The 25,809-nt window shown below is 47.2% G+C and carries 20 protein-coding genes and 1 tRNA gene; 12 read left to right on the top strand and 9 right to left on the bottom strand.

From position 1 onward, the window contains the following. Positions 1 to 46: 46 nt before the first annotated feature. The 5 genes from recG to gmk are packed head-to-tail and all read right to left on the bottom strand — an operon-like array spanning position 47 to position 5,953. Positions 47 to 2,128 carry an ATP-dependent DNA helicase RecG gene (recG, locus tag Xkoz_RS11075; RefSeq protein WP_099142218.1) on the bottom strand — a complete coding sequence of 694 codons (2,082 nt, stop codon included), beginning with the start codon at positions 2,126 to 2,128 and terminating at the stop codon, positions 47 to 49. A gap of 22 nt (positions 2,129 to 2,150) precedes the next feature. Next, positions 2,151 to 2,858, bottom strand: coding sequence for a tRNA (guanosine(18)-2'-O)-methyltransferase TrmH (gene trmH / locus Xkoz_RS11070; protein ID WP_099142217.1), 708 nt, complete (start codon positions 2,856 to 2,858; stop codon positions 2,151 to 2,153). A 5-nt stretch (positions 2,859 to 2,863) separates the two neighbouring features. Then, positions 2,864 to 4,978, bottom strand: coding sequence for a bifunctional GTP diphosphokinase/guanosine-3',5'-bis pyrophosphate 3'-pyrophosphohydrolase (spoT, locus tag Xkoz_RS11065; protein ID WP_099142216.1), 2,115 nt, complete (start codon positions 4,976 to 4,978; stop codon positions 2,864 to 2,866). Positions 4,979 to 4,996: 18 nt separating this feature from the next. Then, the gene (gene rpoZ / locus Xkoz_RS11060; RefSeq protein ID WP_099142215.1) at positions 4,997 to 5,275 is read right to left on the bottom strand and encodes a DNA-directed RNA polymerase subunit omega; all 279 of its coding nucleotides are present in this window, start codon (positions 5,273 to 5,275) and stop codon (positions 4,997 to 4,999) included. A gap of 54 nt (positions 5,276 to 5,329) precedes the next feature. Then, the gene (gene gmk / locus Xkoz_RS11055; protein ID WP_099142214.1) at positions 5,330 to 5,953 is read right to left on the bottom strand and encodes a guanylate kinase; all 624 of its coding nucleotides are present in this window, start codon (positions 5,951 to 5,953) and stop codon (positions 5,330 to 5,332) included. 439 nt (positions 5,954 to 6,392) lie between these two features. On the opposite strand from gmk, the gene ligB reads away from it, so the two are divergent. Next, entirely contained in the window at positions 6,393 to 8,165 is a 1,773-nt protein-coding gene (ligB, locus tag Xkoz_RS11050) for an NAD-dependent DNA ligase LigB (protein WP_099142213.1), read from the top strand. 34 nt (positions 8,166 to 8,199) lie between these two features. Here the strand turns inward: ligB and Xkoz_RS11045 are convergent, their stop codons facing one another. Next, a complete protein-coding gene (locus Xkoz_RS11045) occupies positions 8,200 to 8,817 on the bottom strand; it encodes a trimeric intracellular cation channel family protein (RefSeq protein ID WP_099142212.1) in 618 nt (205 codons plus the stop codon). A gap of 139 nt (positions 8,818 to 8,956) precedes the next feature. Here Xkoz_RS11045 and Xkoz_RS11040 point away from each other — a divergent pair, with 139 nt between their 5' ends. Further along, positions 8,957 to 10,246, top strand: a complete 1,290-nt coding sequence (locus tag Xkoz_RS11040) for a YidR family protein (RefSeq protein ID WP_099142211.1) — start codon at positions 8,957 to 8,959, stop codon at positions 10,244 to 10,246. 119 nt (positions 10,247 to 10,365) lie between these two features. On the opposite strand, the gene Xkoz_RS11035 is transcribed toward Xkoz_RS11040, so the two are convergent. Continuing rightward, positions 10,366 to 10,713, bottom strand: coding sequence for a YceK/YidQ family lipoprotein (locus tag Xkoz_RS11035; protein ID WP_099142210.1), 348 nt, complete (start codon positions 10,711 to 10,713; stop codon positions 10,366 to 10,368). A 430-nt stretch (positions 10,714 to 11,143) separates the two neighbouring features. Here Xkoz_RS11035 and Xkoz_RS11030 point away from each other — a divergent pair, with 430 nt between their 5' ends. Beyond that, complete coding sequence (locus Xkoz_RS11030) at positions 11,144 to 12,802, top strand: putative transporter (protein ID WP_099142209.1); 1,659 nt, start codon at positions 11,144 to 11,146, stop codon at positions 12,800 to 12,802. 368 nt (positions 12,803 to 13,170) lie between these two features. On the opposite strand, the gene Xkoz_RS11025 is transcribed toward Xkoz_RS11030, so the two are convergent. After that, positions 13,171 to 14,427 carry a valine--pyruvate transaminase gene (locus Xkoz_RS11025; RefSeq protein WP_099142208.1) on the bottom strand — a complete coding sequence of 419 codons (1,257 nt, stop codon included), beginning with the start codon at positions 14,425 to 14,427 and terminating at the stop codon, positions 13,171 to 13,173. A 221-nt stretch (positions 14,428 to 14,648) separates the two neighbouring features. Continuing rightward, positions 14,649 to 15,200 carry a DNA-3-methyladenine glycosylase I gene (locus Xkoz_RS11020; protein ID WP_208615250.1) on the bottom strand — a complete coding sequence of 184 codons (552 nt, stop codon included), beginning with the start codon at positions 15,198 to 15,200 and terminating at the stop codon, positions 14,649 to 14,651. Positions 15,201 to 15,407: 207 nt separating this feature from the next. On the opposite strand from Xkoz_RS11020, the gene glyQ reads away from it, so the two are divergent. From glyQ to Xkoz_RS10975, 9 genes are all read left to right on the top strand, one after another. Beyond that, on the top strand, positions 15,408 to 16,316 hold the full coding sequence (gene glyQ / locus Xkoz_RS11015; protein WP_099142206.1) for a glycine--tRNA ligase subunit alpha: 909 nt from the start codon (positions 15,408 to 15,410) through the stop codon (positions 16,314 to 16,316). 9 nt (positions 16,317 to 16,325) lie between these two features. Then, positions 16,326 to 18,395, top strand: coding sequence for a glycine--tRNA ligase subunit beta (glyS, locus tag Xkoz_RS11010; protein ID WP_099142205.1), 2,070 nt, complete (start codon positions 16,326 to 16,328; stop codon positions 18,393 to 18,395). A gap of 95 nt (positions 18,396 to 18,490) precedes the next feature. Then, a tRNA-Pro gene (locus tag Xkoz_RS11005) sits at positions 18,491 to 18,567 on the top strand. Between the two features lie 524 nt (positions 18,568 to 19,091). Further along, positions 19,092 to 20,702 (top strand): dipeptide ABC transporter periplasmic-binding protein DppA, encoded by a 1,611-nt coding sequence (dppA, locus tag Xkoz_RS11000; protein WP_099142204.1) that lies wholly within the window; start codon positions 19,092 to 19,094, stop codon positions 20,700 to 20,702. Positions 20,703 to 20,845: 143 nt separating this feature from the next. After that, positions 20,846 to 21,865 carry a dipeptide ABC transporter permease DppB gene (dppB, locus tag Xkoz_RS10995; RefSeq protein ID WP_099142203.1) on the top strand — a complete coding sequence of 340 codons (1,020 nt, stop codon included), beginning with the start codon at positions 20,846 to 20,848 and terminating at the stop codon, positions 21,863 to 21,865. Positions 21,866 to 21,875: 10 nt separating this feature from the next. Next, positions 21,876 to 22,778 (top strand): dipeptide ABC transporter permease DppC, encoded by a 903-nt coding sequence (gene dppC / locus Xkoz_RS10990; RefSeq protein WP_099142202.1) that lies wholly within the window; start codon positions 21,876 to 21,878, stop codon positions 22,776 to 22,778. A 12-nt stretch (positions 22,779 to 22,790) separates the two neighbouring features. Beyond that, positions 22,791 to 23,771 carry a dipeptide ABC transporter ATP-binding protein gene (gene dppD / locus Xkoz_RS10985; RefSeq protein WP_099142201.1) on the top strand — a complete coding sequence of 327 codons (981 nt, stop codon included), beginning with the start codon at positions 22,791 to 22,793 and terminating at the stop codon, positions 23,769 to 23,771. After that, positions 23,768 to 24,787: a dipeptide ABC transporter ATP-binding subunit DppF gene (gene dppF, locus Xkoz_RS10980; protein WP_099142200.1), complete on the top strand. Its 1,020-nt coding sequence runs from the start codon at positions 23,768 to 23,770 to the stop codon at positions 24,785 to 24,787. The genes dppD and dppF overlap by 4 nt, the downstream gene beginning before the upstream one ends. A gap of 245 nt (positions 24,788 to 25,032) precedes the next feature. Further along, entirely contained in the window at positions 25,033 to 25,740 is a 708-nt protein-coding gene (locus Xkoz_RS10975; RefSeq protein ID WP_099142199.1) for a HAMP domain-containing protein, read from the top strand. Positions 25,741 to 25,809: the final 69 nt, after the last annotated feature.

Here is a 25,809-nt window from a genome sequence, read left to right as displayed (position 1 = left end):
GATCGTGGCCGTCATATGCCGCTGAAATCCTCAGCGGCATGTTTTTTTAAGCATGGCTATATTGGGAACGATCCGGCAGCCAGCGTTCAATCAATGCCTTGGCATGTTCAGGATAGTGCTGGTGGAGATAGCGGGCGATACGCTGAACTTCGGGCAGCATACTTTGGTCGCGCAATAAGTCCGCGATCCGAAATTCTGCATTGCCGGTTTGGCGTGTACCCAGTAATTCACCTGGCCCGCGGATCTCCAAATCTTTCTGGGCAATCACAAAACCATCATTACTATCCCGTAAAACTTGCAGGCGGAGCTTGGCGGTATTGGTCAGTGGGGTCTTATAGAGCAAGACACAATGTGAGGCAATGGCTCCACGTCCGACACGCCCTCTAAGCTGGTGCAACTGAGCCAATCCAAGCCGTTCGGGATTATCGATGATCATCAGGCTGGCATTGGGCACATCTACCCCGACTTCGATGACCGTCGTGGCAACCAGCAATTGGAGTTCACCTTGCTTGAAAGCCTCCATGACAGCTTGCTTTTCTGCCGGTTTCATCCGCCCGTGTACCAAGCCAATTTTCAATTCAGGCAATGCCAGAGTCAGTTCTTCGCTGGTCGCTTGTGCGGCTTGAGCTTCCAGTACCTCAGAATCTTCGATCAAGGTACATACCCAATAAGCCTGACGTCCTTCATCCAGGCAAGCAATTTTGATCCGCTGGATAATATCGTTTCGGCGAGTGTCTGGAATGGCAACGGTGGTCACTGGGGTTCGGCCAGGGGGTAATTCATCAATGATAGAGGTATCCAGATCGGCATAAGCGGTCATGGCCAATGTGCGTGGGATCGGGGTTGCAGTCATGATCAGTTGATGGGGATGGAAGCCTTGTTCGCGCCCTTTTTCCCATAATGCCAGACGTTGATGAACACCGAAACGATGTTGCTCATCAATGATAACCAGTGCTAATCCGGCAAATTTCACCTGCTCCTGAAACATGGCATGAGTACCGACAACCATACTCACCTGACCGCTGGCTATCGCCTCTTGCTGGGTTTGCCGCGCTTTGCCTTTCTGTTTGCCAGCCAACCAACCGACCTGAATGCCGAGTGGTTCAAGCCATTGACGGAAGGTATTCGCATGTTGTTCCGCCAGCAGTTCAGTGGGCGCCATCAATGCCACTTGTTTGCCGTGAACAATGGCACGCACGGCGGCTAGCGCTGCCACCAATGTTTTCCCTGAACCGACATCCCCTTGTATCAGTCGCATCATGGGGACATTTTTTTCCAAATCCTGTTCGATTTCCGCAACGACACGGGCCTGTGCGCCTGTCGGTGAGAATGGCAACTGGCTTAAAAGTTGCTGTTTCAGCGCATCATCTGCTGTAAGGGGATAGGCGTGAAAGCGCTGGGCTCCCGCCCTGACCGCCAACATGCTTAAATGATGTGCCAGTAACTCTTCCAAAATTAGCCTTTGCTGGGCTGGATGTCGGCCATTCTCCAAATCGTCCAGAGACGTATTCGGCGGGGGATGGTGCAATGTACGCAGGGCATCGGGCAGGCTGATTATCTTGTGGCTGAACTTTTCCGGTAAGAGTTCATTAATGGTGCAGGTGTCCAATATTTCCAAGGCCTGATCGATTAACTTGCGCAGTGTTGTCTGACGGACTCCCTCCGTTGTGGGATAGATGGGGGTTAATGTCTCTTGCAGTTGGATGTGGTTGGCATGTTGTTGGACTTTATATTCAGGGTGAATAATTTCTGGCCCTTGATTCCCGCGACGAATTTCGCCATAAGCCACAACGTGCTTTCCTGCGGCCAGATTATTTTTCATGGCAGCAGTAAAATTGAAGAAACGCAGGGTCAATATGCCTGTGCCATCGTTGATTTGGCAGGTCATAATACGTCGACGCCCAAAAACCACATTGGTGCGTAATATTTCACCGGTTACCGTGGCATAAATGCCAGGCAGTAACTCATTAATGGTATACAGGCGGGTTTGATCCTCATAGCGCAAGGGCAAATGCAAAAGCAGATCTTGCAGGTTGACCAACCCTAACTTGGCAAGTTTAGTGACCTGACTGGCTCCAACACCACGCAGGGTGGTTAAGGGGATGGCATCAAGTAGTTGGCCTTTCATGCGATTTCTCCGTCAGTGTGATTTATTTCCTTGCTGATGGTGCCGTTGTTGCTTGCATAGCTGACCACCATGACTCACTGGCAATGATGTGCCCTTGCTCATCTATCAAAGGTTGTTGCAGTCCTTTACGGCGGGCAACGGTGGCTAACACGGGATATCCACCTTCGAACAGCAGCTTTTGCTGTTCCTCTTCCGACAGCATGCTTTTTTCCCGCGGGTACATGCCCGCCAATTGACGTTGTCGTTGTGCTTCATACAGGATCAAAGCAGATGCAACAGAGACATTCAGTGACTGCACCATACCGGCCATTGGAATAATGATATCGTGATCGGCTAAAGCGATGGCTTGTTTTGAGATACCTTTTTTCTCCTGCCCCATAATAATGCAGGTAGGTTTAGTGTAATCAATTTGGCGAAAATCGACGGCCTTATCAGAAAGATGGGTTGCCAGCACTTGCATGCCATCAGATTTAAATTGGTGAACAGCTTGTTCAATCGTGGCATGGGTTTTTACCTGAACCCAGCTATGACTGCCCGCTGCGGAAGCGAGTTGAGTCCTTAATTGCTCAGTAGGCCAGATAGCATGGATTTGGTGGATACCAACGGCATCCGCAGTACGAATAACGGCGGATACGTTATGGGGTTTGTGAACTTCTTCTAAACAGATCGTCAGGTCAGGTTGACGCATTGCCATCATCTGGCAAATACGTGCGTAACGTTTAGGATTCATACCCTTTAATTTCGGTTACGGCTGACTCGCATCACGTCTGGCATGACACGTATCTTACGCATGATATTCGCTAGCTGGATACGGTCTTTGGTCGTCAGCCTGATGAAAGCACAGTAAACGCGGCCATCTTTTTCCTCTGTATTCATGCTTTGAATATTGGAGTTGACATCATTAATGGCGGCAGTCAGGTTTGCCAGTGCACCTTGGTGGTTAAACATATCGACTTTAATTTCAGCAATAAAATCGCTATTGATATCTTTATCCCACTCAACCGGCATGAATTTTTCCGGCTCTTTCTGGTATCCACGGATATTGCGACAGGATTCGTGGTGGATCACCAACCCTTTTCCGGGACTGATGTGGGCAATAATCGGGTCGCCTGGAATGGGGCGACAACATTTGGCAAAAGTAATCAAAATACCATCAGCGCCCTTGATAGGCAGCTTACGGGAAGAATTGCCATTGTTGTTTGGTGTTTTCTCTGGTGAACCGAGCAATAAATTGCGCGCGACAACCACACTCATGGCATTGCCCAAGCCAATTTCCGCGAGCAAATCATCCAACGTGGCGAGTTTCATCCTTGCCAGCTCTTTGTTGATATTTTTTTGCGGAATATCGGTAATTTTCGTGCCATTGCCAAGCGCATGATTGAGCAGGCGACGCCCCAAACTGATGGAATCATCCCGTTTCAGGTTTTTCAGTAACTGGCGGATTTTGGCACGTGCTTTGGAACTCACGACAAAGTTCAGCCACGCAGCATTAGGGCGAGCACCCGGTGCCGTAATAATTTCGACAGTTTGCCCACTGCTAAGCGTTTGTGACAAGGGATAAGGCAGACGATCAACACGTGCCCCGACACAAGCGTGGCCGATATCCGTGTGGACGGCATAGGCAAAATCGACCGGGGTCGCGCCAGCCGGTAACTCAACGATGCGTCCTTCAGGGGTAAAAACGTAAATCTCATCAGGGAACAAATCAGATTTAACGCTTTCAATAAATTCAAAAGAGCTGCCGGCACTTTGCTGGAGTTCCAGCAAACTTTGCATCCAGCGCTGGGCACGGACTTGTGCAGTCGTACCCGATTCCCCTTGCTCTTTATAAGCCCAGTGTGCAGCCACCCCCATTTCCGCCATTTGATCCATATCTTCGGTACGGATCTGAACTTCGACAGGCACCCCATGCGGGCCTATCAGGGAGGTGTGGAGGGACTGGTAGCCATTGGCTTTGGGGATGGCAATATAATCTTTTACTCTGCCGGGACGTGGCTTGTACAAGCTGTGCATTTGCCCCAGTACGCGGTAGCAGGTATCAAGATTATTGACGATGACGCGAAAGGCGTAAATATCCATGATGGAATGGAAACGCTGTTCTTTCAGACGCATCTTACGATAGATTGAATAGAGATGTTTTTCGCGGCCACTCACGGTGCATTTGATGCCGGCATCCGTTAACCTGCCTTCAATCTCAGACAGAATTTTTTGGATCATCTCTTTGCGATTACCACGAGCGGCTTTCACAACCTCTTTAATCACGCGGTAACGGTTTGGATACAGGGCTTCAAACCCAAGTTCCTCCAGCTCCGTTTTTAGGTGATGAATACCGAGACGGTGGGCTAGCGGACTATAAATTTCTAGCGTTTCCCTGGCAATGCGCCGCCGCTTATCGGGGCGCAGAGAGCCAAGGGTTCGCATATTGTGTGTACGGTCTGCCAGTTTGATCAAAATGACGCGAATATCCTGCACCATTGCCATGATCATCTTGCGGAAGTTTTCAGCCTGCGCTTCCTTTTTATCACGGAAGTTCAGCTTATCCAGCTTGGATACCCCTTCCACCAATCCGGCAACGGTCGTGCCAAATAGCTGTTCTATATCCTGAAATGTTGCAGGCGTATCTTCAATGACATCGTGCAAAAGTGCCGCCATCAGTGTTTCATGGTCAAGGCGCATTTCAGCCAAAATACAGGAAACAGCGACAGGGTGAGTAATATATGGCTCACCGCTGGAGCGAGTTTGCCCTTCGTGGGCATCCCGCGCAACGACATAGGCCTGTTTAAGCAGATCAATTTGATCTTCAGGCAAATATTTCAGAACTAGCTGATTCAGGCTTTCAAACAGGTACAAGGCAGACCTACCGTAAAATTAACGACGACCTTCAGCAGCGATAGCAGAAACGGCTTTGATTTCTGCGGCGTCTTGCTCTTGCTGTTCCTGACGTTCACGAACATCGAGAATTTTGTTGTTGATGAGGCCTTGCTCAATTTCACGCAGGGCAAGAACAGTCATCTTATCGTTTTCTTCTGGAACGAGGGGATCTTTGCCACCCACTTGCAGTTGGCGTGCTCGGCGAGCAGCGACCAACACCAGGTCAAAACGGTTACCAATTTTTTCTACTGCGTCTTGAACAGTTACGCGTGCCATATGTGTGCTACTCCACAGATAAATAAATGACTGGGCATGATACTGAAACTTGGCTCAGTCTGCCAATAATTTGCTGATTAAGGCATCATGCCGCTGAGTTTGACGATCTAATCGTAGACGCTCTGAACGAATAATCGATTGTAAATCGGCCAGTGCCGTATTGAAATCATCATTGATGATGACGTAATCATATTCGTTGTAATGTTCCATCTCCGCGACAGCTTGAGCCATTCGTTTGGCAATGACCTCGTCACTATCCTGACCGCGCCCCCGCAGGCGGCGGAGCAACTCTTCCTGAGAGGGGGGAAGAATGAAAATGCTGCGAGCTGCTGGCATTTTCTGGCGGATTTGTTGTGCACCTTGCCAGTCAATATCAAGAAAAACATCAACGCCACTGGCGAGTGTTTCATCAATGACTTTTCGGGATGTGCCGTAATAGTGACCAAAAACACAGGCATATTCCAAAAATTCATCATGCGTGATCATATTTTGAAATTCATCCACTGTGACGAAAAAATAATGTTCACCATGATTTTCGCCTGGACGAGCTTGCCGCGTTGTATGCGAAACAGAAACCTGCGTGTCATACAAAGGCTGAGTTTTTAATAAAGCCTGAATAAGGCTCGATTTGCCTGCTCCACTCGGCGCAGAAACAATATATAACGTTCCTTGGTTCATGATGATTTCTTGACTGATTGGATATAAACAAACGCAAGCGCAGGAATATAAAATCCCACGGATATAAGATCTCACATAGTATACACGGATACATTAATCCATGCAGCGCTACAATACATGCCAACGGACATTTCACCAAAATTTTTTCTCAACAAACGGGCATTAATGAAACATTTTGTGAAACATTTTGTGAAAAAATAGTCGGTTGCAGAAATTACACCTTTATTTTTCGAAACGCTTCGCAAACTTCTTTATTTCATCTTGGTAAAAATTCTTCTGCTTTTTATTCTCTGCCCATCGCTTATACCAATCCAACTTCAAGTTGCCGTTTGCAAGCCAATGAGAGTGCTTATATCTCCCCGTTACGCGGGGAGATATAAGACGCATCTTGAAAGGCGACGGGTATAGGTATCAATTTTCAGGAACCGATGGAGCAAGGATGCTTAATTTTCTTATCAGTTTTTTAATAACAGTATGGATACTGCTATTTGGTATGCCAATGGCATTTGCAAACCAGGTTCATTGCCCGGCCTGGTCACAAGAAAAATTTCAGCATGAAATTAAGCACCTGACACAGCAGGTAGCGAAGTGGGATCACCTTTATCGCCAGCAAGGTATTAGCGAAATAGATGATGAAATCTACGATCAATTATTGGAAACCTTGAGAATTTGGCAAAGTTGCCTAAATCACGACGAGTCAAGTCGCGCTATTGTCTCTGCCAACCCGGTTAATGCTGTTGCTGATACCCCTGAGCTCCAGGCAGGGAAACAACTTCACCCTGTCCAGCATACAGGCTTACATAAATCGAAAGGAATACAGGGAATTCACCAGTGGTTGCAAGGGCGTACGGGAGTGTGGTTGCAACCTAAAATTGATGGTGTTGCCGTGACGTTGGTGTATGAAAAAGGCCAATTAGTGCGGTTAATCAGCCGTGGTGATGGCATTGAAGGAATGGACTGGATGGATAAGAGCGGGTTGATTCCCAGTATTCCGCAGCGGATTAACAATGCCCCTGAACATTTGGTATTACAAGGTGAACTTTTCTGGCAGCAGGAACACCATCGGCAGGCCGTTGCGGGGAGCTTGGGCGCGCGCAGTAAAGTCGCGGGCTTAATGATGCGTAAGGCTCCTACACCGGAACTCAAACAAGTTGGCATTTTTATTTGGGGCTGGCCGGATGGGCCAAATTCAATGGCGGTGAAACTGGAAAGATTGGCTGTAATGGGGTTTCCCATCACACAGCAATATAGCCACCCCATTGCCACAGCAGAAGAGGCCGAAAAAAGCTGGCAAGACTATTTTGTCCAACCGCTCCCTTTTGCGACGGATGGTGTTGTTTTGCGGCAGGAAGTTGAACCAACAGGCCGACAATGGCGAGCGGGATCAAACAGTTGGGCGATTGCATGGAAATATCCACTGCGGCAGCAAATGACAACGGTAAGAGATGTTAACTTCACGATAGGCCGGACAGGGAAAATATCTGTCCTATTAGCGCTGGAGAAAGTAAAGGTGGATGATCGACAGGTAAGCCGAATCAACCTCGGTTCTATCAAACGCTGGAAGCAATGGGATGTTTATCCCGGCGATAAAATTACGGTAGCGTTGGCGGGACAGGGTATACCCAAACTCGATAAGGTGGTGTGGCGTATGGCGCAACGCCCGGATATTCAGCCACCTAATGAGCAGGATTATCATTTCCTCAGTTGTCTGACGTTCGATCATAAAAATGAGAACAATGATATCCATTGCCAGCAACAGTTTATCGCACGCCTGACCTGGCTTGGGGAAAAATTGAAAATGAAAGGCGTTGGAGCAGGGACATGGTCAGCGTTGGTCAGGCATGGGTTGGTGGCAAATTTAACGGATTGGTTGGTTTTGAATAAGGGGCAGCTTGAGGCAGTCGGTCGTATAGGGGCTAAACGTGCAGAGTTACTCTTTTCCCAATTTCAGCAAGCAAAGTTACAGCCACTCCCACTATGGTTAGAGGCTATTGGCTTGCCCCATGCCAAGCACCTTACAGATAAGCAGACAGATAAACAGGAATGGCAGTGGCAAACGTTATTATCCGCTGCAAAGGCAACACCCGCATTAACCGTAAAACAAAGAGAAAAAATCCTGGCCTTTTTACAGCATCCTGAGATTAAGGCCGTAATTCATAATTTGTCCTTACAGGATATTGAGAATAGAAAAGGGATATTAAAACGTGAATAGGGGCAAAAGGTTGCCCCAGAGGTTCATGAAGGTCTCAGTGATCGGAGCCATCATAATTGAAGATAGGTAATCCAAGACGGTAACGAATCGCGATCAGTCGTGCAGCCAGCCCGGCAACAAGCGTAATCAAAATGACGCTGTTTGGATGTAATGGCGTATACAGTAAGGCGATATAGAGCCAGGCAGCGGCAAAAGAGACACCGGCATAAATTTCTTTTTGGAATACCAAGGGAATGGTGTTGCAAAACATATCACGCAATACCCCCCCAAAAACGCCAGTAATCACGGCGGCAATGGCGGCGATGATCGGGCTATAGTGCATATCCAACGCGATTTGTGCACCAATGATGGAGAAGACGATTAAACCAATTGCATCGAGAATAAGAAACAGACGGCGTAGGTGTTTCATCATGGGGGCAACCCAGATAGTGAGCACGGCAGCACAGGCAACGGTCACGATATATTCTGGATTTTTTACCCAGCCGAGGGGATAGTGCCCCAAAATAATATCACGGACAGTGCCTCCACCAATGGCTGTCACGGAAGCAATAATGATAACGCCGAAGACATCCATTTTTCGACGACCTGCGGCCAAGGCGCCTGTCATGGCTTCAGCCGTAATACCAATGATATAAAGGACACTGAGTAGCATAAGTTTAATCAACTGGAATATAACGTAACGTAAAGTAAAGAGTACTGTTGAAATATTAACGTCTCGACTGAAATTTTTTAGCTGAATTTGAATAAAATTAGTTTTTATTATCCGAACCCCCGCAAAAGAAGGCAGTAAAATGGTTTTTAAGGAACGTCAAATCACATTCGATAGCCGTAGCCATCAGATAACTAATATAAATGTCTGGACTCCAGACAGCCAATGGTTGGTATACGACGTTCGCCCTCATGGGGCATCTTTTACCGGTTTAACGATAGAAAAAATTCATGTTAATCATGGACAAACTGAAATTATCTATCAGGCAAAGGAGGGTGCCCATGTCGGGGTTGTGACTGTTAGTCTACAAAAGCCGGTTCGTTATGCCTTTATTCATGGCCCAGAGAAACCGGATGCACAGTGGCAATATGATTTTCATCACCGCCGTGGTGTCATTGTTTCCGATGCGCAGCCAAACGTGGCCATTAACATTGATGCAATGGACATTACTCCACCTTATACCGCAGGCGCTTTGCGGGGCGGGACGCATGTCCACGTTTTCAGTCCCGATAGCAGCCGCTTAAGTTTTACCTACAACGATCATGTAATGCATGAATTAGATCCTGCACTTGATTTACGTAATGTGGCGGTGGCTGTTCCTTTGCGAGCGGTGATGCCGGCCAAAAAACATCCGAGGGAATATGATGGGAGCTATTTTTCGGTTGTGGTGAGCGAGACGACAGCTTCCCCGCGTCCCGGAAGTGATGATATCAACCGAGCCTATGAAGAAGGGTGGGTAGGGTTGCGTGGATATCGTAAAGAGAATGGTCAATGGCAGCGTTGGGCACTGGCTTTTATTGGGGATACGTGCACGGCCAAGGGTGAAAAAGTGCCGGAAATTTATCTCGTTGACTTGCCTGAAAACGACCATGACTATGCCATAGCAGGTCACCAACCTTTGGCGGGTACAGAGACAACGTTACCGACACCGCCTGCGGGAGTGAAGCAGAAACGTTTAACTTTCACGCATAACAGGCGCTGGCCAGGGGTGGTGAATATTCCACGTCATTGGCTCAGAATATCGCCGGATGGCAGTAAAATCTGTTTTCTGATGAAAGATGAAGCGGGGATTGTCCAGCTATGGTATGTCTCACCAAATGGTGGTGAGCCAATGCAGATAACCCACAGCAAGCACAGTATACAATCCGCCTTTAGCTGGGATAGCCGTGGGCAGTTTCTTGCCTGTGTCTGTGATAATAGTGTTGTACTTTGCGACAGCCAGACTGGAAAAATGCAGCGTTTAACGGAGCGTACCGATGATGCACCTTCTGCCGATGCGGTAGTGATATCACCGGATGATCGCTATGTCGCTTTTATGCGTGATGTTGAGGGTTACCGGCAACTATGTGTGGTTGAAACCGGGATTAACTGAAACAGGTAAAAGTAAAAACAGGCATCGCGGGGCATGGCGGTGCCTGGATATGGCGCTTATAAAAACGGGCTATAGAGATAGAGTGTGCCATTTAAGACGATAAGGGTGATGGCTCATCATCAGGCATCGTGGTCACCAGTTTCTGGTGCAGGCAATATGACGATTGGGGTTTCATCTAGCTGCTCTATACGATGTTTAGGGGATTGCTTTGCGCTATCTTGATCGGAACGGACATAATCATAAGGTAGCAGAAGGGTGTCCAGTAAAGCAGAAAATGGCAGATCGATTGCCAGCAAAGGTTTCATAAACCAACCGGTTTTGTCATCTTTCAGCATGCCAATATTTGCTTTTGCGCCAGAATAATAGCCTTGATGGGGACCGTTATGGGTCATGATACTGGAACAACCCGTAACAAGTGACCATCCTAACGTGGTACATAGTAATAGAAACACTTTACAATTTTTCATCATTTCCATGATCTCAATGAGTTAATTTGCCAATATCAGAGACTTTATTCGCTATTTAACGCCACTTTTCCAAAGCATGACGGGTGCAATCCTTTATATCGTTCACCCTTCAATGCTATTTCACCCTTTAATACTAGTTACTATAGTCAGGTAATATTCAGTTTGCTATAGCACTTATCGCTAAATTTAATAATTTTTTTGTAATTTGAATTTCAATTTTTTTAAATTCGTTTTCTATAAAAAATAAAAACTTTCCCTGCATAAAACGGGGGATATAAAAATGTTTAAACCACACAATATGTGGTTTAAAACACATAACTTACTGTAAATTCATGCCAATATTTAATGGATGGCAAGGCTATCAATGATGGGCGTGAGGGGAAAATGACTCATTTCCCAAATGATTAACCTTTGGTAAAGGAAGCAGGTCATGGGTGATATTGCATTGACAATGAGCTTGCTGGCACTGGCGGCCGCATTGGGGTTATGGATAGGCAACTGGCGAATACAGGGTATCGGTCTTGGAATTGGTGGGGTGTTGTTTGGCGGGATTATTGTAGGCCATTTTTCCCAGATGTATTCTCTGTCTCTCAGTAATGACATGCTACATTTTATTCAGGAATTTGGCTTAATTTTGTTTGTTTATACTATTGGTATTCAAGTTGGGCCGGGCTTTTTTTCTTCCCTGCGGGTTTCTGGCCTTAAATTAAATGGTTTTGCTGTCCTGATTGTTATTATTGGGGGTTTAGTTGCTGCAATTATTCATAAATTGTTTGATGTTCCTTTGCCAATTATTTTAGGTATTTTTTCCGGTGCCGTGACAAATACGCCATCTTTAGGCGCCGGGCAGCAAATTCTGGTTGATTTAGGATCTGAGCCTTCACTGGTTAGCCAAATGGGAATGGGCTATGCAATGGCTTATCCCATGGGAATTTGCGGGATTTTGCTGGTTATGTGGTTGGTTCGCCTGTTTTTCCGAGTGAACATTGAACAGGAGGCCAATTCGTTTGATAGCCAAAGCAATCAGAGCCGGGAAGTGCTCCAGACAATGAATATCGCTGTACGTAATCCAAATTTGACTGGATTAATGATGCAGGACATCCCTTTGCTCAATCATGATGACGTTGTTTGCTCTCGCCTGAAACGGGAAAATTTATTGATGGTTCCTCAGCCAACGACCGTGATCCAGAGTGGGGATCTGCTTTATCTGGTGGGGCAGCGAGAAGTACTGAACCAGATTAGGTTAGTCATTGGGGAAGAGGTCGACGTTTCGCTGTCGACTGCCAGTGATATGCTTCAATCCGTCAAGGTGGTGGTGACAAATGATGAAATATTGAGCCAGCGGCTTGGGGCGCTTAATTTAAAACAGAAATACGATGTTGTCGTCACTCGCCTCAATCGTGCAGGCATTGAACTGGTTGCCAGTAATAATGCCAGTTTGCAGTTTGGCGATATCCTCAATATTGTCGGTCGTCCTGAAGCTGTCGAAGCCGTCACCCGTCTGTTGGGTAACTCGCAGCAAAAACTCCAGCAAGTTCAGATGCTACCGGTATTTATTGGGATAGGGTTAGGGGTTTTATTAGGTTCGATTCCTCTGTTTGTTCCCGGTTTTCCGGCCGCGTTACGGCTGGGATTGGCAGGCGGGCCTTTGGTCATTGCGTTGATTTTGGGGCGGATTGGTACATTCGGCAAACTTTATTGGTTTATGCCGCCCAGCGCGAACCTGGCATTACGTGAATTGGGGATTGTGATGTTTTTGGCGGTCGTCGGGCTGAAATCTGGCGGCAATTTCATTGATACACTGCTATACGGCGAAGGATTGGTATGGATTGGTTATGGTGCATTGATAACGATAATTCCCCTGTTAGCCGTGAGCTTGCTGGCTCGCATCATGGTCAAAATGAATTATCTCAGCTTATGCGGGGTGCTGGCCGGTGCCATGACAGATCCTCCCGCGCTGGCTTTCGCTAATGGTATCCATAGTACCAGCGGGGCGGCGGCGTTGTCATATGCGACAGTTTATCCATTGGCGATGTTTTTAAGGATCATGTCTCCCCAAATTTTGGCCGTTATTTTCTGGGCGTTATGACTTAGACCAAGGTTGGCTACTTAAGGAAAATGATTTGATGGGCTAAACGTGCTTTAGATCACACAATGTGGCTCAATTGTCTTAAGTTGGCTGCAATTTGAGATAGTAGCGGCAGTTTAGGGTCAAAAAATCCTGCCTATTCAATTCATTATAATAATCATTTTCTGGTTAAATAGATGCAGTTCAGGGAAAGGTATAAAAACAGGGATTGTTTTTCTTTCCTGTTTGAAAAAATGTGTGTGAAGAATTCTTTTGGGATTCTAATAACTACTGTCCTGCTCGCAGGTAAAAAGTCCTCGTTATCATCTTGCTCCCTCCCCCTAAAATGAGGGAGCTTTTTTTTATTAAGGGTCGCTTGCGATAAAAGATCAGCTCCCTGCTTCTTTATGCGCTAACTCAATCTCTTCAGACAGAATTCGAATGCCTTCTTCGATCTTTTCAATATCAGGAACATAGTTCATTCGCATACATTGGTGGGCATGTGGCCAATCCTGCTCCAGCCCTGGGAAGAAGAAATGTCCCGGCACCATCAGTACCTTGCGTTTCTTTAACCGTTGATAAAGTTCTTCGGTCGTGATGGGTAAGTCCTTGAACCAGAGCCAGAGGAATATCGCCCCTTCCGGTTTATGGATAAGGCAGCGATCTTCCGAAATATAGCGCCGAATCGTTGTGATCACGTTATCTACCCGCTGTTTGTAAAAGGGTTGAATAACCTCTTGTGACAAGCGGAACAGGTCGTTACGTTTAATCATTTCCAAAGCGATAGCTGGCCCAACTCCCCCAGGGGATAAGCTGATAATGCCATTCATGTTACTGATAGCACTGATGATTTTTTCATTGGCGACAATGATCCCGCAGCGAGAGCCGGGCAGTCCCAGTTTGGACAAACTCATGCACAGAATAATATTGTCATTCCATAGCGGGGTCGCTTCGCTAAAAATGATACCAGGGAATGGCACACCATAGGCATTGTCTATCAGTAGGGGGATCTGGTGTTGCTGAGCCAGGCTATCCAGATGCAGCAATTCTTCGTCGGTGATCACGTTGCCAGTTGGGTTGGTCGGACGAGAAACGCAAATCAGGTTGATATCGTCGGTAATATTCAGGTGATCGAAATCGATGTGGTATTTAAATTGGCCGTTGGGGAGCAATTCAATATTCGGTTTATTGGCGACAAATAATCCTTCATCCAAACCTGAATCCGCATAGCCAATATATTCTGGCGCAAGAGGAAATAAAACCCGCTTCATTGAGCCATCTTCAGTGCGGCCAGCCAGTAAGTTAAACAGATAGAAAAAAGCGCTTTGGCTGCCGTTGGTCAGGGCAATATTTTGTGGGTGGATATCCCAGCCGAGCTTTTCTCTTAACTCCTGGGCTAACGCCGCTATCAAGGTGTTTTTCCCTTGTGGCCCGTCATAGTTACAGAGGGTTTCGCTTAATTGACCGTCTAACGCCATGTCAGTCAATATCTGCTGAAAATACTTATCCATTGCTGGAATATGGGCAGGATTGCCACCGCCTAACATCATTGCGCCAGGTGTTCTCAGACCTTGATTAAGATCATTCATCAGACGGGTAATTCCCGAATTTTGTGTAAATTTGTTGCCGAATTGCGAAAATTTCATAGTGGCGTTTGCGTCTGTTTTTTGGATGAGAAAAAAACACCATACTCCGCTGATTACTAGGGTGCAATGGGGTAAAACGGACATTCTGTGTTCGCATATCCCTTATTTTGGGTTTTTGTTGAAGTTTAAAACTGGATATTTGTGTTTAATCCAGTTTTATATTTTAAAGTGGCATTTTTGTTTATTTTTATGCACTAATTTTAATTTTCATCACAGATAACTTATTTCCGACATACACAACTGACGAGGTGATCATTAACTAACCCTGCGGCTTGCATAAAAGCATAACAGGTGGTGCTGCCAATAAATTTAAATCCTCGTTTTTTCAGTGCCGTTGAAAGGGCATCGGAAGTGGCTGTTTGGGCAGGCACTTCTGACACGTTTTGCCAGTGATTAGTGAGAGGGGAATGATCAACGAAACGCCAGATAAAAGCGCTAAAATCTTCACCTTGTTCAGCCATGGTTAAGTAAGCACGGGCATTGTGAATGATCGCATTGATTTTAGCTCGATTACGCACGATCGCTGTCTCTTGCAGCAGTCGCTTAACGTCCGTTTCATCCATGTTGGCAATTTTAACCGGATCAAATTGATAGAAACATTTTCTATAACCTTGCCGTTTTTTCAGGATAGTCAACCAGGATAAACCCGCTTGTTGTCCTTCCAGACAGAGCAGTTCGAAGAGTTGTTGGCTATCTTTGAGTGGGGTTCCCCATTCGTTGTCGTGATAGGCCAGATAATCAGGGTCGGATGTTACCCAACCGCAGCGAGTCATTTCTTTGTTCATGAATCGAACTTCACCTCAAATACTGGTTGATAATTACACCAATGTTAGCTGTATAAATATACAAGTAAAGAAACTTGAATAAGATTTTTTTATACCGTGGCAAAATTGGGGGGTAATCAGTGCTGTATATCTTACGTTCAAAGGGTATACTGGCCTCTTTCGTTTAAATTCATATGTATCGCGTGCGGATTCAACATGCAAAAGTTTGATACCAAAACCTTTCAAGGGCTTATCCTGACACTTCAGGATTACTGGGCGCGTCAAGGCTGTACCATTGTTCAACCACTGGATATGGAAGTCGGCGCAGGAACCTCTCATCCTATTACTTGTTTGCGTGCTTTGGGGCCTGAGCCTATTGCAGCAGCTTATGTGCAGCCTTCCCGTCGTCCAACTGACGGTCGTTATGGCGAGAACCCAAACCGCCTCCAGCACTACTATCAATTCCAAGTTATCATCAAGCCATCTCCCGATAACATTCAGGAACTCTATCTGGGGTCCTTGAAAGTGTTAGGACTCGATCCCACTGTTCATGATATCCGCTTTGTCGAAGATAACTGGGAAAACCCAACGCTGGGTGCCTGGGGGCTGGGCTGGGAAGTGTGGCTAAATGGTATGGAAGTGACTCAGTTCACTTACTTCCAGCAAGTGGGTGGTCTTGAATGTAAGCCAGTGACGGGAGAGATTACTTACGGTCTGGAACGTCTTGCCATGTATATTCAAGGCGTGGACAGCGTTTATGATCTGGTATGGAGCGATGGCCCGCTAGGTAAAACCACCTATGGCGACATTTACCATCAGAATGAGGTTGAACAGTCTACTTACAACTTCGAATACGCTGATGTCGATTTCTTGTTTACCTGTTTTGAGCAATATGAAAAAGAGGCACAGGAATTACTGGCACTGGAAACGCCGCTGCCATTGCCTGCTTATGAGCGCATCTTAAAAGCGGGTCATACCTTCAACTTGCTGGATGCCCGTAAAGCAATTTCTGTGACAGAACGTCAGCGCTATATCCTGCGCATCCGTACTCTGACCAAATCAGTTGCTGAAGCTTATTATGCCTCCCGTGAGGCGCTTGGCTTCCCTATGTGTAACAAGAAATAAGAGGCCATCATGATTCAACAGACTTTCCTTGTGGAAATCGGCACAGAAGAGCTGCCACCCAAGGCGCTACGTTCATTGGCTGAATCCTTTGCAGCCAATTTTAAAGCAGAACTGAATAATGCCAATCTGGGTCATGGTGAAGTTAGCTGGTTTGCGGCGCCTCGTCGTTTGGCGCTGAAAGTCGCAAATTTAGCGGCAGCACAGGCTGATCGTGAAGTTGAAAAGCGTGGCCCTGCGATTGCTCAGGCATTCGATGCAGAAGGTAAACCCACGAAGGCCGCAGAAGGTTGGGCGCGGGGTTGTGGTATCACCGTTGATCAGGCTGAACGCATGGTAACGGATAAAGGGGAATGGCTGCTTTATCGCGCCCAGGTTAAAGGCCGTGACGCAAAAGCGCTGTTGGCCGAGATGGTGAGCCGTTCTCTGGGTAAGTTACCGATCCCAAAACTGATGCGTTGGGGCGATAAAGAGAACCAATTTGTCCGTCCGGTACATACCGTCACTATGTTGCTGGGCAGCGAAGTCATTGCAGGCAAAATTCTGGGGATTTCCTCTGATCGTATTATTCGTGGTCACCGTTTTATGGGTGAGGCGGAATTGACGATTGAGAACGCAGAGCAATATCCTGCGATTTTGCAGGAGCGTGGTCGGGTTATTGCCGATTACGAAGCCCGTAAAGCGATTATCAAGCGTGATGTAGAACAGGCCGCTATACAGCTTGGTGGCGTGGCGGATCTGAGTGATAGCCTGTTGGAAGAAGTCACTTCACTGGTGGAATGGCCGGTTGTACTGACGGCGAAATTCGAAGAAAAATTCCTGGAAGTCCCGGCGGAAGCGCTGGTTTACACCATGAAAGGGGATCAGAAATATTTCCCGGTTTACAATAAAGCCGGTGAATTAATGGCAAACTTTATCTTTGTCACCAATATTGAATCTTCTGATCCGCAGCAAATCATTTCAGGTAATGAAAAAGTGGTTCGTCCACGTCTGGCGGATGCGGAATTCTTCTTCAAGACTGACCGTAAACAACGTTTGGAAGACAACCTGCCTCGTTTGGAAACCGTGCTGTTCCAGAAACAGCTGGGCACCCTGCGTGACAAAACGGATCGCATTCAGGTTTTGGCTGGCTGGATTGCGGAAAAAATCGGTGCAGATGTCAATCAGGCGACGCGTGCGGGCTTATTGTCCAAATGTGACCTGATGACCAATATGGTGTTCGAATTCACCGATACGCAAGGTGTGATGGGCATGCACTATGCCCGTCATGATGGCGAAGCGGAAGAGGTGGCATTAGCACTGAACGAGCAGTATCAGCCACGTTTCTCTGGTGATGCGCTGCCATCAACCGGGGTTTCCTGCGCCGTTGCCATTGCCGATAAAATGGATACCTTGGCGGGGATCTTCGGGATTGGCCAGCATCCGAAAGGGGATAAAGACCCGTTTGCCCTGCGCCGTGCGGCACTGGGGGTTCTGCGTATTATCGTTGAGAAGAAATTGCCTCTCGACCTGCAAACGTTGGCAGAAGAAGCGGTACGTTTGTATGGTGACAAGCTGACCAACGGAAACGCGGTGGATGATGTGGTTGAGTTTATGCTCGGTCGCTTCCGCACCTGGTATCAAGAGCTGGGTTACAGCGTTGATACGATTCAGGCAGTACTGGCACGCCGTCCAACCCAACCCGCAGATTTTGATGCCCGTATGAAAGCGGTTACGCATTTCCGCACTCTGGATGCCGCCGTTTCTCTCGCGGCAGCCAATAAACGCGTATCCAACATCCTGGCGAAGTCGGAAGAACCGTTAAATGACACTGTCCTGGCTTCCGTCCTGAAAGCGGCAGAAGAGATCCAACTGGCAACCCACCTTGTTGTGTTGAAGGAAAAACTGGCTCCTCTGTTTGCTGAAAGCAACTATCAGGATGCGTTGGTTGAACTGGCTTCCCTGCGTGAAGTCGTGGATGCCTTCTTCGACAATGTGATGGTGATGGATGAAGATAGCCAGGTCAGGGTGAATCGCTTGACGCTATTAAGTGAATTGCGTGAGCTGTTCTTGCGTGTTGCCGATATTTCACTGCTCCAGTAAAACCGCCGTGTTGGATAGTTTATCGTCAAACAATCACTTATCTTTAAAAAGGTATTGACGGTTTGCGGCGCTGGCAGTAAGATGCGCTTCGTTTTCGGCGAGTAGCGCAGCTTGGTAGCGCAACTGGTTTGGGACCAGTGGGTCGGAGGTTCGAATCCTCTCTCGCCGACCAGCATCCCAGAAACCCTGCTCTTAGGAGCGGGGTTTTTTTCTTACAAGCCTATCTGCAAGTTGGTTCAAGTGTGTTTTCGCTTCGTGCATATTTGCTTGAATAGCCATTCTCTCTCTCCATTAGCTAAGACTATATTACAGTCAATGGCGAACAAAATATCATCAATCATATTCATCTAAGCAATAGACTTAAAACAATTATCCTGAGCGACGCACCTTCTCATCGTGTATCCCCACTTTTCATAAGCCGTTCTGGTTATGATTTGATCACCTGGTCACAAATGAAAAATTCTCATCACCAGAGTTTTATCCTTTTTATTTGTTTGATATTTAGTTGATTTGTTTGTTTAATGTGCTTCTTGTCATGTTTTTTAACCATTGTTGTTAATAACTCTTTTATTTTGTGTTTTTCTTATGTTTCTATTGTTAGGTGTGATTATGTTGACGTCAGGCGTAACAATTGATTAATTGATAAGCGAAAAAGAATAAAACAAGCTAATAAACATCACAAACGGGGTCCAAGTAATGACAATTTCCAAGAAAAAACAGTCTAGTCTGTTCAAGCTGGGTGTCGGCCTTGTCGCACTGGCTGTTACCGCGAGTATTCAGGCAAAAACGTTGGTATATTGCTCTGAAGGTTCTCCTGAAGGTTTTAACCCACAGCTATTCACTTCTGGTACAACGTATGATGCCAGTTCAGTCCCAATTTATAACCGTTTGGTGGATTTTAAGTTAGGTACAACAGAGATCATTCCCAGTCTGGCTGAGCGTTGGGACGTGAGTGAGGATGGAAAAACGTATACTTTTCACTTACGCAAAGGGGTGAAGTGGCACAGCAATAAAGAATTCAAGCCAACACGTGATTTCAATGCAGATGATGTGATTTTTTCTTTTATGCGTCAAAAGGATCAAAACCACCCGTACTATAAAGTCTCTGGTGGCAGCTATGAATACTTTATAGGCATGGATCTGAATAACATCATCAGCAAAGTGGAAAAAGTGGATGATTATACGGTTCGCTTTGTGTTATCCCGCCCTGAAGCGCCTTTTCTAGCTGATATCGCTATGGACTTCGCCTCAATTCTGTCCAAAGAATATGCCGATGTGATGATGAAAGCAGGCACTCCGCAGAAAGTTGACCTTGACCCGATTGGTACTGGTCCCTTCCAACTCGTGCAATACCAAAAAGACTCCCGAATTCTCTATAAGGCATTTAAGGATTATTGGGAAGGGCCAGCAAAAATTGACCGCTTAGTGTTCTCCATTACCCCTGATGCGTCTGTGCGTTATGCAAAATTGCAGAAAAACGAATGTCAGGTGATGCCATATCCCAACCCGGCTGATCTCGCCCGCATGAAACAAGATAAAAACATTGTCCTGAAAGAACAGGCGGGGCTGAATGTCGGTTATCTCTCCTTTAATGTCACCAAACCGCCGATGGATAACCAAAAAGTCCGTCAGGCGCTGACGATGGCGGTCAATAAAGACGCCATCATTGATGCGGTTTATCAGGGAGCAGGACAGAAAGCGAAAAACCTGATCCCACCGACTATGTGGAGTTATAACAACGACATTAAAGACTATTCCTATGATCCCGCCAAGGCCAAGGAATTGCTGAAAGAAGCGGGTTTCCCGAATGGTTTTGAAACGGATTTGTGGGCAATGCCGGTACAGCGCCCGTATAACCCGAATGCCCGTCGCATGGCGGAAATGATTCAGGCGGATTGGGCGAAAATTGGCGTTAAAGCCAAGATTGTCAGCTATGAATGGGGGGAATACCTGAAACGCGCCAAAGACGGTGAACCGCAGACTGTCTTGTTTGGATGGACAGGAGACAATGGTGACCCTGATAACTTCTTCGGAACTTTGTTTAGCTGTGCTGCCAAAGAGAGGGGTTCCAACTATGCCAAATGGTGTTACAAGCCATTTGAAGACATTATCCAGCCAGCACGTGAAACCGCTGATATCAACAAGCGCACGGCGCTTTATAAACAAGCACAGGTTGTCATGCACGAACAAGCCCCTGCATTGATCATTGCCCACTCTACGGTTTATGAGCCAATTCGTAAAGAAGTGAAGGGCTATGTGGTTGATTCTTTTGGTAAGCATTACTTTTATAACGTTGATCTCAAATAATTCTTGCTGTTGAACTGTTGTGAGTCACCATCCCCCAGATTTTTCTGTGGGGATGGTTTCGCTTCTCTGATGGGCAAGTCGATTTTGCATACACCAAGCGGCCTGAAGAGCCGTAACTGGTATTTAAAAAGAGAGCTCAGGATATGCTGCAATTTATCCTCCGACGTCTGGGGCTAGTGATCCCAACATTTATTGGTATTACGCTGCTGACTTTCGCGTTTGTGCACATGATACCGGGTGATCCCGTGCTGATCATGGCGGGAGAGCGGGGTATATCTGCTGAGCGTCATGCTCAATTACTGGCTGAAATGGGGTTAGATAAGCCTCTTTGGGAGCAATATTTTCATTACATCAATGGCGTATTGCATGGTGATTTGGGGATCTCGTTGAAAAGCCGCATTCCTGTGTGGGATGAGTTTGTCCCGCGCTTTAAGGCGACATTTGAATTGGGCTTCTGTGCCATGTTATTTGCCATCGCTGTCGGTATTCCGGTAGGGGTATTGGCGGCGGTCAAACGGGGTTCTGTCTTTGATCACACTGCGATTGGCTTGTCATTGACCGGCTATTCCATGCCCATTTTCTGGTGGGGGATCATGCTGATCATGCTGGTTTCCGTCTACTGGAACTTAACCCCGGTTTCTGGCCGAATCGGCGATAGTGTGTTTCTTGACGACAGTTATCCCCTGACAGGATTTATGCTGATCGATACGCTGATTTGGGGCGAGCAAGGCGATTTCACTGATGCGGTTATGCACATGATTTTGCCCGCCATTGTGCTAGGCACGATCCCGCTCGCCGTGATTGTGCGCATGACCCGTTCTGCCATGCTGGAAGTGCTTGGCGAAGATTATATCCGCACAGCCAGGGCAAAAGGGTTGAGTCGCCTGCGTGTCATTATCGTCCATGCATTGCGTAATGCGTTGTTACCGGTCGTCACCGTGATTGGCCTGCAAGTGGGCATCATGCTGGCGGGTGCCATTTTGACAGAAACGATTTTCTCATGGCCGGGGTTAGGGCGCTGGTTGATCGATGCTCTGCAACGTCGTGACTATCCGGTGGTACAGGGCGGGGTATTGTTGGTGGCAACCATGATTATTCTGGTCAATCTGGTGGTTGATTTGCTGTACGGCATCGTCAATCCGCGCATTCGTCATCGGAAATAAGGAGCACATGATGACTCAACTCACTGAGCCAGTCGTATCGGGTGCACCGAAATTAATGACGCCGATACAGGAATTTTGGCACTACTTTAAACGTAACAAAGGCGCCGTGATTGGCCTTGTCTATATTATCCTGATGCTGCTGGTTGCATTATTGGCGGGGGGATTGGCTCCGCATGGTCCGGCAGAACAGTTCCGTGATTCTTTGTTGGTGCCTCCGGTATGGCAGGAAGGCGGAAGCTGGCAATTTATTCTCGGCACGGATGATGTCGGGCGCGATATTCTGTCCCGCCTGATGTACGGGGCACGCCTTTCATTGCTGGTTGGCTGCCTGGTTGTGGTGATGTCACTCATCATGGGGATCATTCTGGGCTTATTGGCTGGGTATTTCGGCGGCGTGGTGGATGCCATTATCATGCGTATCGTCGATATTATGTTGGCCTTGCCAAGCCTGCTGCTGGCATTGGTACTGGTGGCTATCTTTGGCCCCTCCATTATCAATGCGTCATTGGCACTGACTTTTGTCGCCTTGCCTCACTATATCCGCCTGACAAGGGCGGCGGTACTGGTGGAAGTGAATCGCGATTATGTGATGGCTTCTCAGGTCGCGGGGGCGGGCGCCATTCGCCAGATGTTCATCAATATCCTGCCAAACTGTCTTGCGCCGTTGATTGTGCAAGCGTCATTAGGGTTTTCGAACGCCATTCTCGATATGGCTGCCCTCGGTTTTCTGGGAATGGGGGCACAGCCACCCACGCCAGAGTGGGGAACCATGTTGGCCGATGTTTTGCAATTTACCCAGAGTGCGTGGTGGGTTGTGACCTTTCCGGGGCTGGCTATCCTGTTGACAGTACTGGCGTTTAACCTGATGGGAGATGGGTTGCGTGATGCACTTGATCCTAAGCTCAAGCAGTAGGGGTATTGTGAAATGGCATTATTAAATGTAGATCAATTATCGGTGCATTTTGGCGATGGAGATGCGCCATTTCGCGCCGTTGACCGTATCAGCTACCGTGCTGAGCAGGGCGAGGTGGTCGGTATTGTTGGAGAATCCGGTTCAGGTAAGTCGGTCAGTTCCCTGGCGATTATGGGGCTGATTGATTATCCGGGTAAGGTCATGGCCGAAAAACTGGAATTCGCGGGTCGTGACCTAACTAAAATTTCAGAAAAAGAGCGCCGTCAGTTGGTGGGGGCGGAAGTGGCGATGATTTTCCAAGATCCCATGACCAGTTTGAACCCATGTTACACCGTCGGTTATCAGATAATGGAAGCCTTGAAAGCCCATCAAGGCGGCAATCGGAAGACGCGGCACCAGCGGGCAATCGACTTATTAACCCAAGTGGGGATACCTGATCCGGTTTCTCGTCTGGAGGTCTATCCGCATCAATTATCGGGTGGGATGAGCCAGCGCGTGATGATCGCGATGGCGATTGCATGTCGTCCGAAACTCCTGATTGCCGACGAGCCGACGACGGCGCTGGATGTCACTATTCAGGCACAAATCATCGAATTGTTGCTGGAGTTGCAGCAGCGGGAAAACATGGCATTACTCTTGATCACCCATGATTTGGCGCTGGTAGCTGAAGCGGCTCACCATATTATTGTGATGTATGCCGGACAGGTCGTCGAAATCGGCAAAGCAACGGAAATCTTTCGTGCGCCACGCCATCCTTATACTCAAGCATTATTGCGGGCATTGCCGGAGTTTGCAGTGGACAAATCCCGTTTGGCATCGTTACCTGGCGTCGTGCCCGGAAAATATGATCGTCCAACGGGCTGTCTGCTTAACCCTCGCTGCCCTTATGCCAATGCGCATTGCCGTCAGGAGGAGCCGCCATTGAAATCAGTGGGAGAGCGTCAGGTTAAATGTCATATGCCGCTGGATGATGAAGGGAGGCCGACAATATGAACATTCACCAAGATCGGGAACAAGAAAAAGCGACATCACCTTTACTGAAAGCAACCGAGTTAAAGAAATATTATCCGGTGAAAACCGGCATATTCTCGCCTGAGCGTATGGTCAAGGCGTTGGATGGCGTGTCATTTGAATTGCAAATCGGCAAGACACTGGCGGTTGTCGGCGAATCGGGTTGTGGAAAATCGACGTTGGGTCGCCTGTTGACCATGATCGAAAAACCGACTGATGGGGAGCTTTATTATCTGGGACAAGATCTTCTGGTGCCTAATAAAGAAGCAGAAAAACTTCGTCGCCAGAAAATCCAGATTGTATTCCAAAATCCTTATGCCTCTTTAAACCCCCGTAAAAAAGTGGGGCAGATTTTGGAAGAGCCGTTGCTGATTAATACTTCGCTTACTGCGGCTGAGCGTAAGGAAAAAGTCTTGCAGATGATGGATAAAGTGGGACTCAAACCGGAACATTATTCACGTTATCCACATATGTTTTCGGGGGGACAGCGTCAGCGTATCGCCATTGCCCGTGGATTGATGTTAAACCCAGATGTGGTGATTGCCGACGAACCCGTTTCGGCGTTGGATGTGTCGGTACGAGCGCAGGTTCTGAACCTCATGATGGACTTGCAGCAGGAACTGGGATTATCTTACGTCTTTATATCCCATGACCTTTCGGTCGTTGAGCATATTGCTGATGAAGTGATGGTGATGTATTTGGGTCGCTGTGTGGAAAAAGGCAGTAAGGAAATGATTTTCAACAATCCGCGCCATCCTTACACGCAGGCATTGTTGTCAGCGACACCTCGCCTGAACCCTGAGTTACGCCGTGAACGCATTAAGCTGACGGGAGAACTGCCAAGCCCGATGAACCCACCTTCGGGGTGTGCTTTTGCGGCTCGTTGTCGTCGTGCTTTTAGCCTGTGTACCCAATCCCAGCCCAAGTTAAATCAATATGGTGGTGGGCAACTGATCGCGTGTTTCGCGGTCGAACAGGATGAAAATCCATCCACCTAACCCTATTTGACCGCGGTATAACAGATAAGCGTTGTAGCAGAGTAGGTTGCATAGATAGCCGTATAAACGTTATACAATCGCTTTATTGAGTGATACCGTTATACCTCGGTCAGTTTCTCTATTGCCACTTATCAAAATAAGACGGCCGCAAGTAAAATCAAGTATACTCACCCGCATTATTAAGATGTGCGGGTCAGTGCTTTCACTATTATTGGTTTAGTATCTTTGGTATTGGTTTGGATAAGATGAAATTGCGTGTCAAACGTTCGTTAACCATTAAACAGATGGCCGCAGTGACAGGAGTCACTTTGGTTACCATTGCTATTTTCATCACCATCCAGTTATCTCACCTATTACAGCAACGGAAAGATGATTATATCAGCCAGCTTAACAATGCGGCGGTGCAGATCCAGACACCTTTGGCAGAAGCGCTGTTAAGTTCAGATCTCAATAAAGCGAAAACGCTGTTGATTGGATTGAAGACCTCAGGCATTCTGGGGCGCGCTGATGTGTTGTTACCTGATCACGTTCGGGTAATGAGCCTGGATTTTGCAACGCATCGTCCTATCCCTGAACTGGCAAAGCAGGTTTTTGGCATTCCTGTTGAAGTAAAAATTCCCCTCTATGTTTATGGTGTTTCGCCAAAAACAGCAGAGTCACAAGGGCACCTTATTTTGCAGGTTGATGCCAATCGCGTGTATCGTTTCGCCGTGAACACTCTTGCATTAATGTTGACCACTTATTTATTGCTTGCGCTGATTCTTACGGTGTCGATAAGCTGGTGCGTCAATCGCATTGTCATCCATCCACTGCGCGATGTTGCGCGGGAACTGAATAAAGAACAGGCGCCAGTACCGATGTCTTGCCCTAAAAGCCATCAGGATGATGAGTTGGGATTGCTGGTAAAAGGCTATAATCGTCAGGTTAATAAGCAGAAAACACCATCAAAATGAAACCTTACAAGATGAATGGTGGTCTAACCCATGATGATAATATCCAGGTATAGCTGATGGTCTTCGGTC

The sequence above is a fragment of the Xenorhabdus kozodoii genome, assembly GCF_002632875.1.
Taxonomy (GTDB): domain Bacteria; phylum Pseudomonadota; class Gammaproteobacteria; order Enterobacterales; family Enterobacteriaceae; genus Xenorhabdus; species Xenorhabdus kozodoii.
The sequence above is the reverse complement of the archived record's forward strand: the minus strand, read 5'-3'. Positions and strand labels throughout refer to the sequence as shown.

Coding starts and splice junctions, on each gene's coding strand:
- Xkoz_RS10975 (WP_099142199.1), top strand. CDS start 25,033: ATGAAATTGCGTGTCAAACGTTCGTTAACCATTAAACAGATGGCCGCA.
- dppD (WP_099142201.1), top strand. CDS start 22,791: ATGGCATTATTAAATGTAGATCAATTATCGGTGCATTTTGGCGATGGA.
- Xkoz_RS11025 (WP_099142208.1), bottom strand. CDS start 14,427: ATGAAATTTTCGCAATTCGGCAACAAATTTACACAAAATTCGGGAATT.
- ligB (WP_099142213.1), top strand. CDS start 6,393: ATGCTTAATTTTCTTATCAGTTTTTTAATAACAGTATGGATACTGCTA.
- dppC (WP_099142202.1), top strand. CDS start 21,876: ATGACTCAACTCACTGAGCCAGTCGTATCGGGTGCACCGAAATTAATG.
- Xkoz_RS11030 (WP_099142209.1), top strand. CDS start 11,144: ATGGGTGATATTGCATTGACAATGAGCTTGCTGGCACTGGCGGCCGCA.
- recG (WP_099142218.1), bottom strand. CDS start 2,128: ATGAAAGGCCAACTACTTGATGCCATCCCCTTAACCACCCTGCGTGGT.
- Xkoz_RS11035 (WP_099142210.1), bottom strand. CDS start 10,713: ATGAAAAATTGTAAAGTGTTTCTATTACTATGTACCACGTTAGGATGG.
- Xkoz_RS11045 (WP_099142212.1), bottom strand. CDS start 8,817: ATGCTACTCAGTGTCCTTTATATCATTGGTATTACGGCTGAAGCCATG.
- glyQ (WP_099142206.1), top strand. CDS start 15,408: ATGCAAAAGTTTGATACCAAAACCTTTCAAGGGCTTATCCTGACACTT.
- Xkoz_RS11020 (WP_208615250.1), bottom strand. CDS start 15,200: ATGACTCGCTGCGGTTGGGTAACATCCGACCCTGATTATCTGGCCTAT.
- trmH (WP_099142217.1), bottom strand. CDS start 2,858: ATGAATCCTAAACGTTACGCACGTATTTGCCAGATGATGGCAATGCGT.
- gmk (WP_099142214.1), bottom strand. CDS start 5,953: ATGAACCAAGGAACGTTATATATTGTTTCTGCGCCGAGTGGAGCAGGC.
- dppA (WP_099142204.1), top strand. CDS start 19,092: ATGACAATTTCCAAGAAAAAACAGTCTAGTCTGTTCAAGCTGGGTGTC.
- rpoZ (WP_099142215.1), bottom strand. CDS start 5,275: ATGGCACGCGTAACTGTTCAAGACGCAGTAGAAAAAATTGGTAACCGT.
- dppB (WP_099142203.1), top strand. CDS start 20,846: ATGCTGCAATTTATCCTCCGACGTCTGGGGCTAGTGATCCCAACATTT.
- dppF (WP_099142200.1), top strand. CDS start 23,768: ATGAACATTCACCAAGATCGGGAACAAGAAAAAGCGACATCACCTTTA.
- Xkoz_RS11040 (WP_099142211.1), top strand. CDS start 8,957: ATGGTTTTTAAGGAACGTCAAATCACATTCGATAGCCGTAGCCATCAG.
- glyS (WP_099142205.1), top strand. CDS start 16,326: ATGATTCAACAGACTTTCCTTGTGGAAATCGGCACAGAAGAGCTGCCA.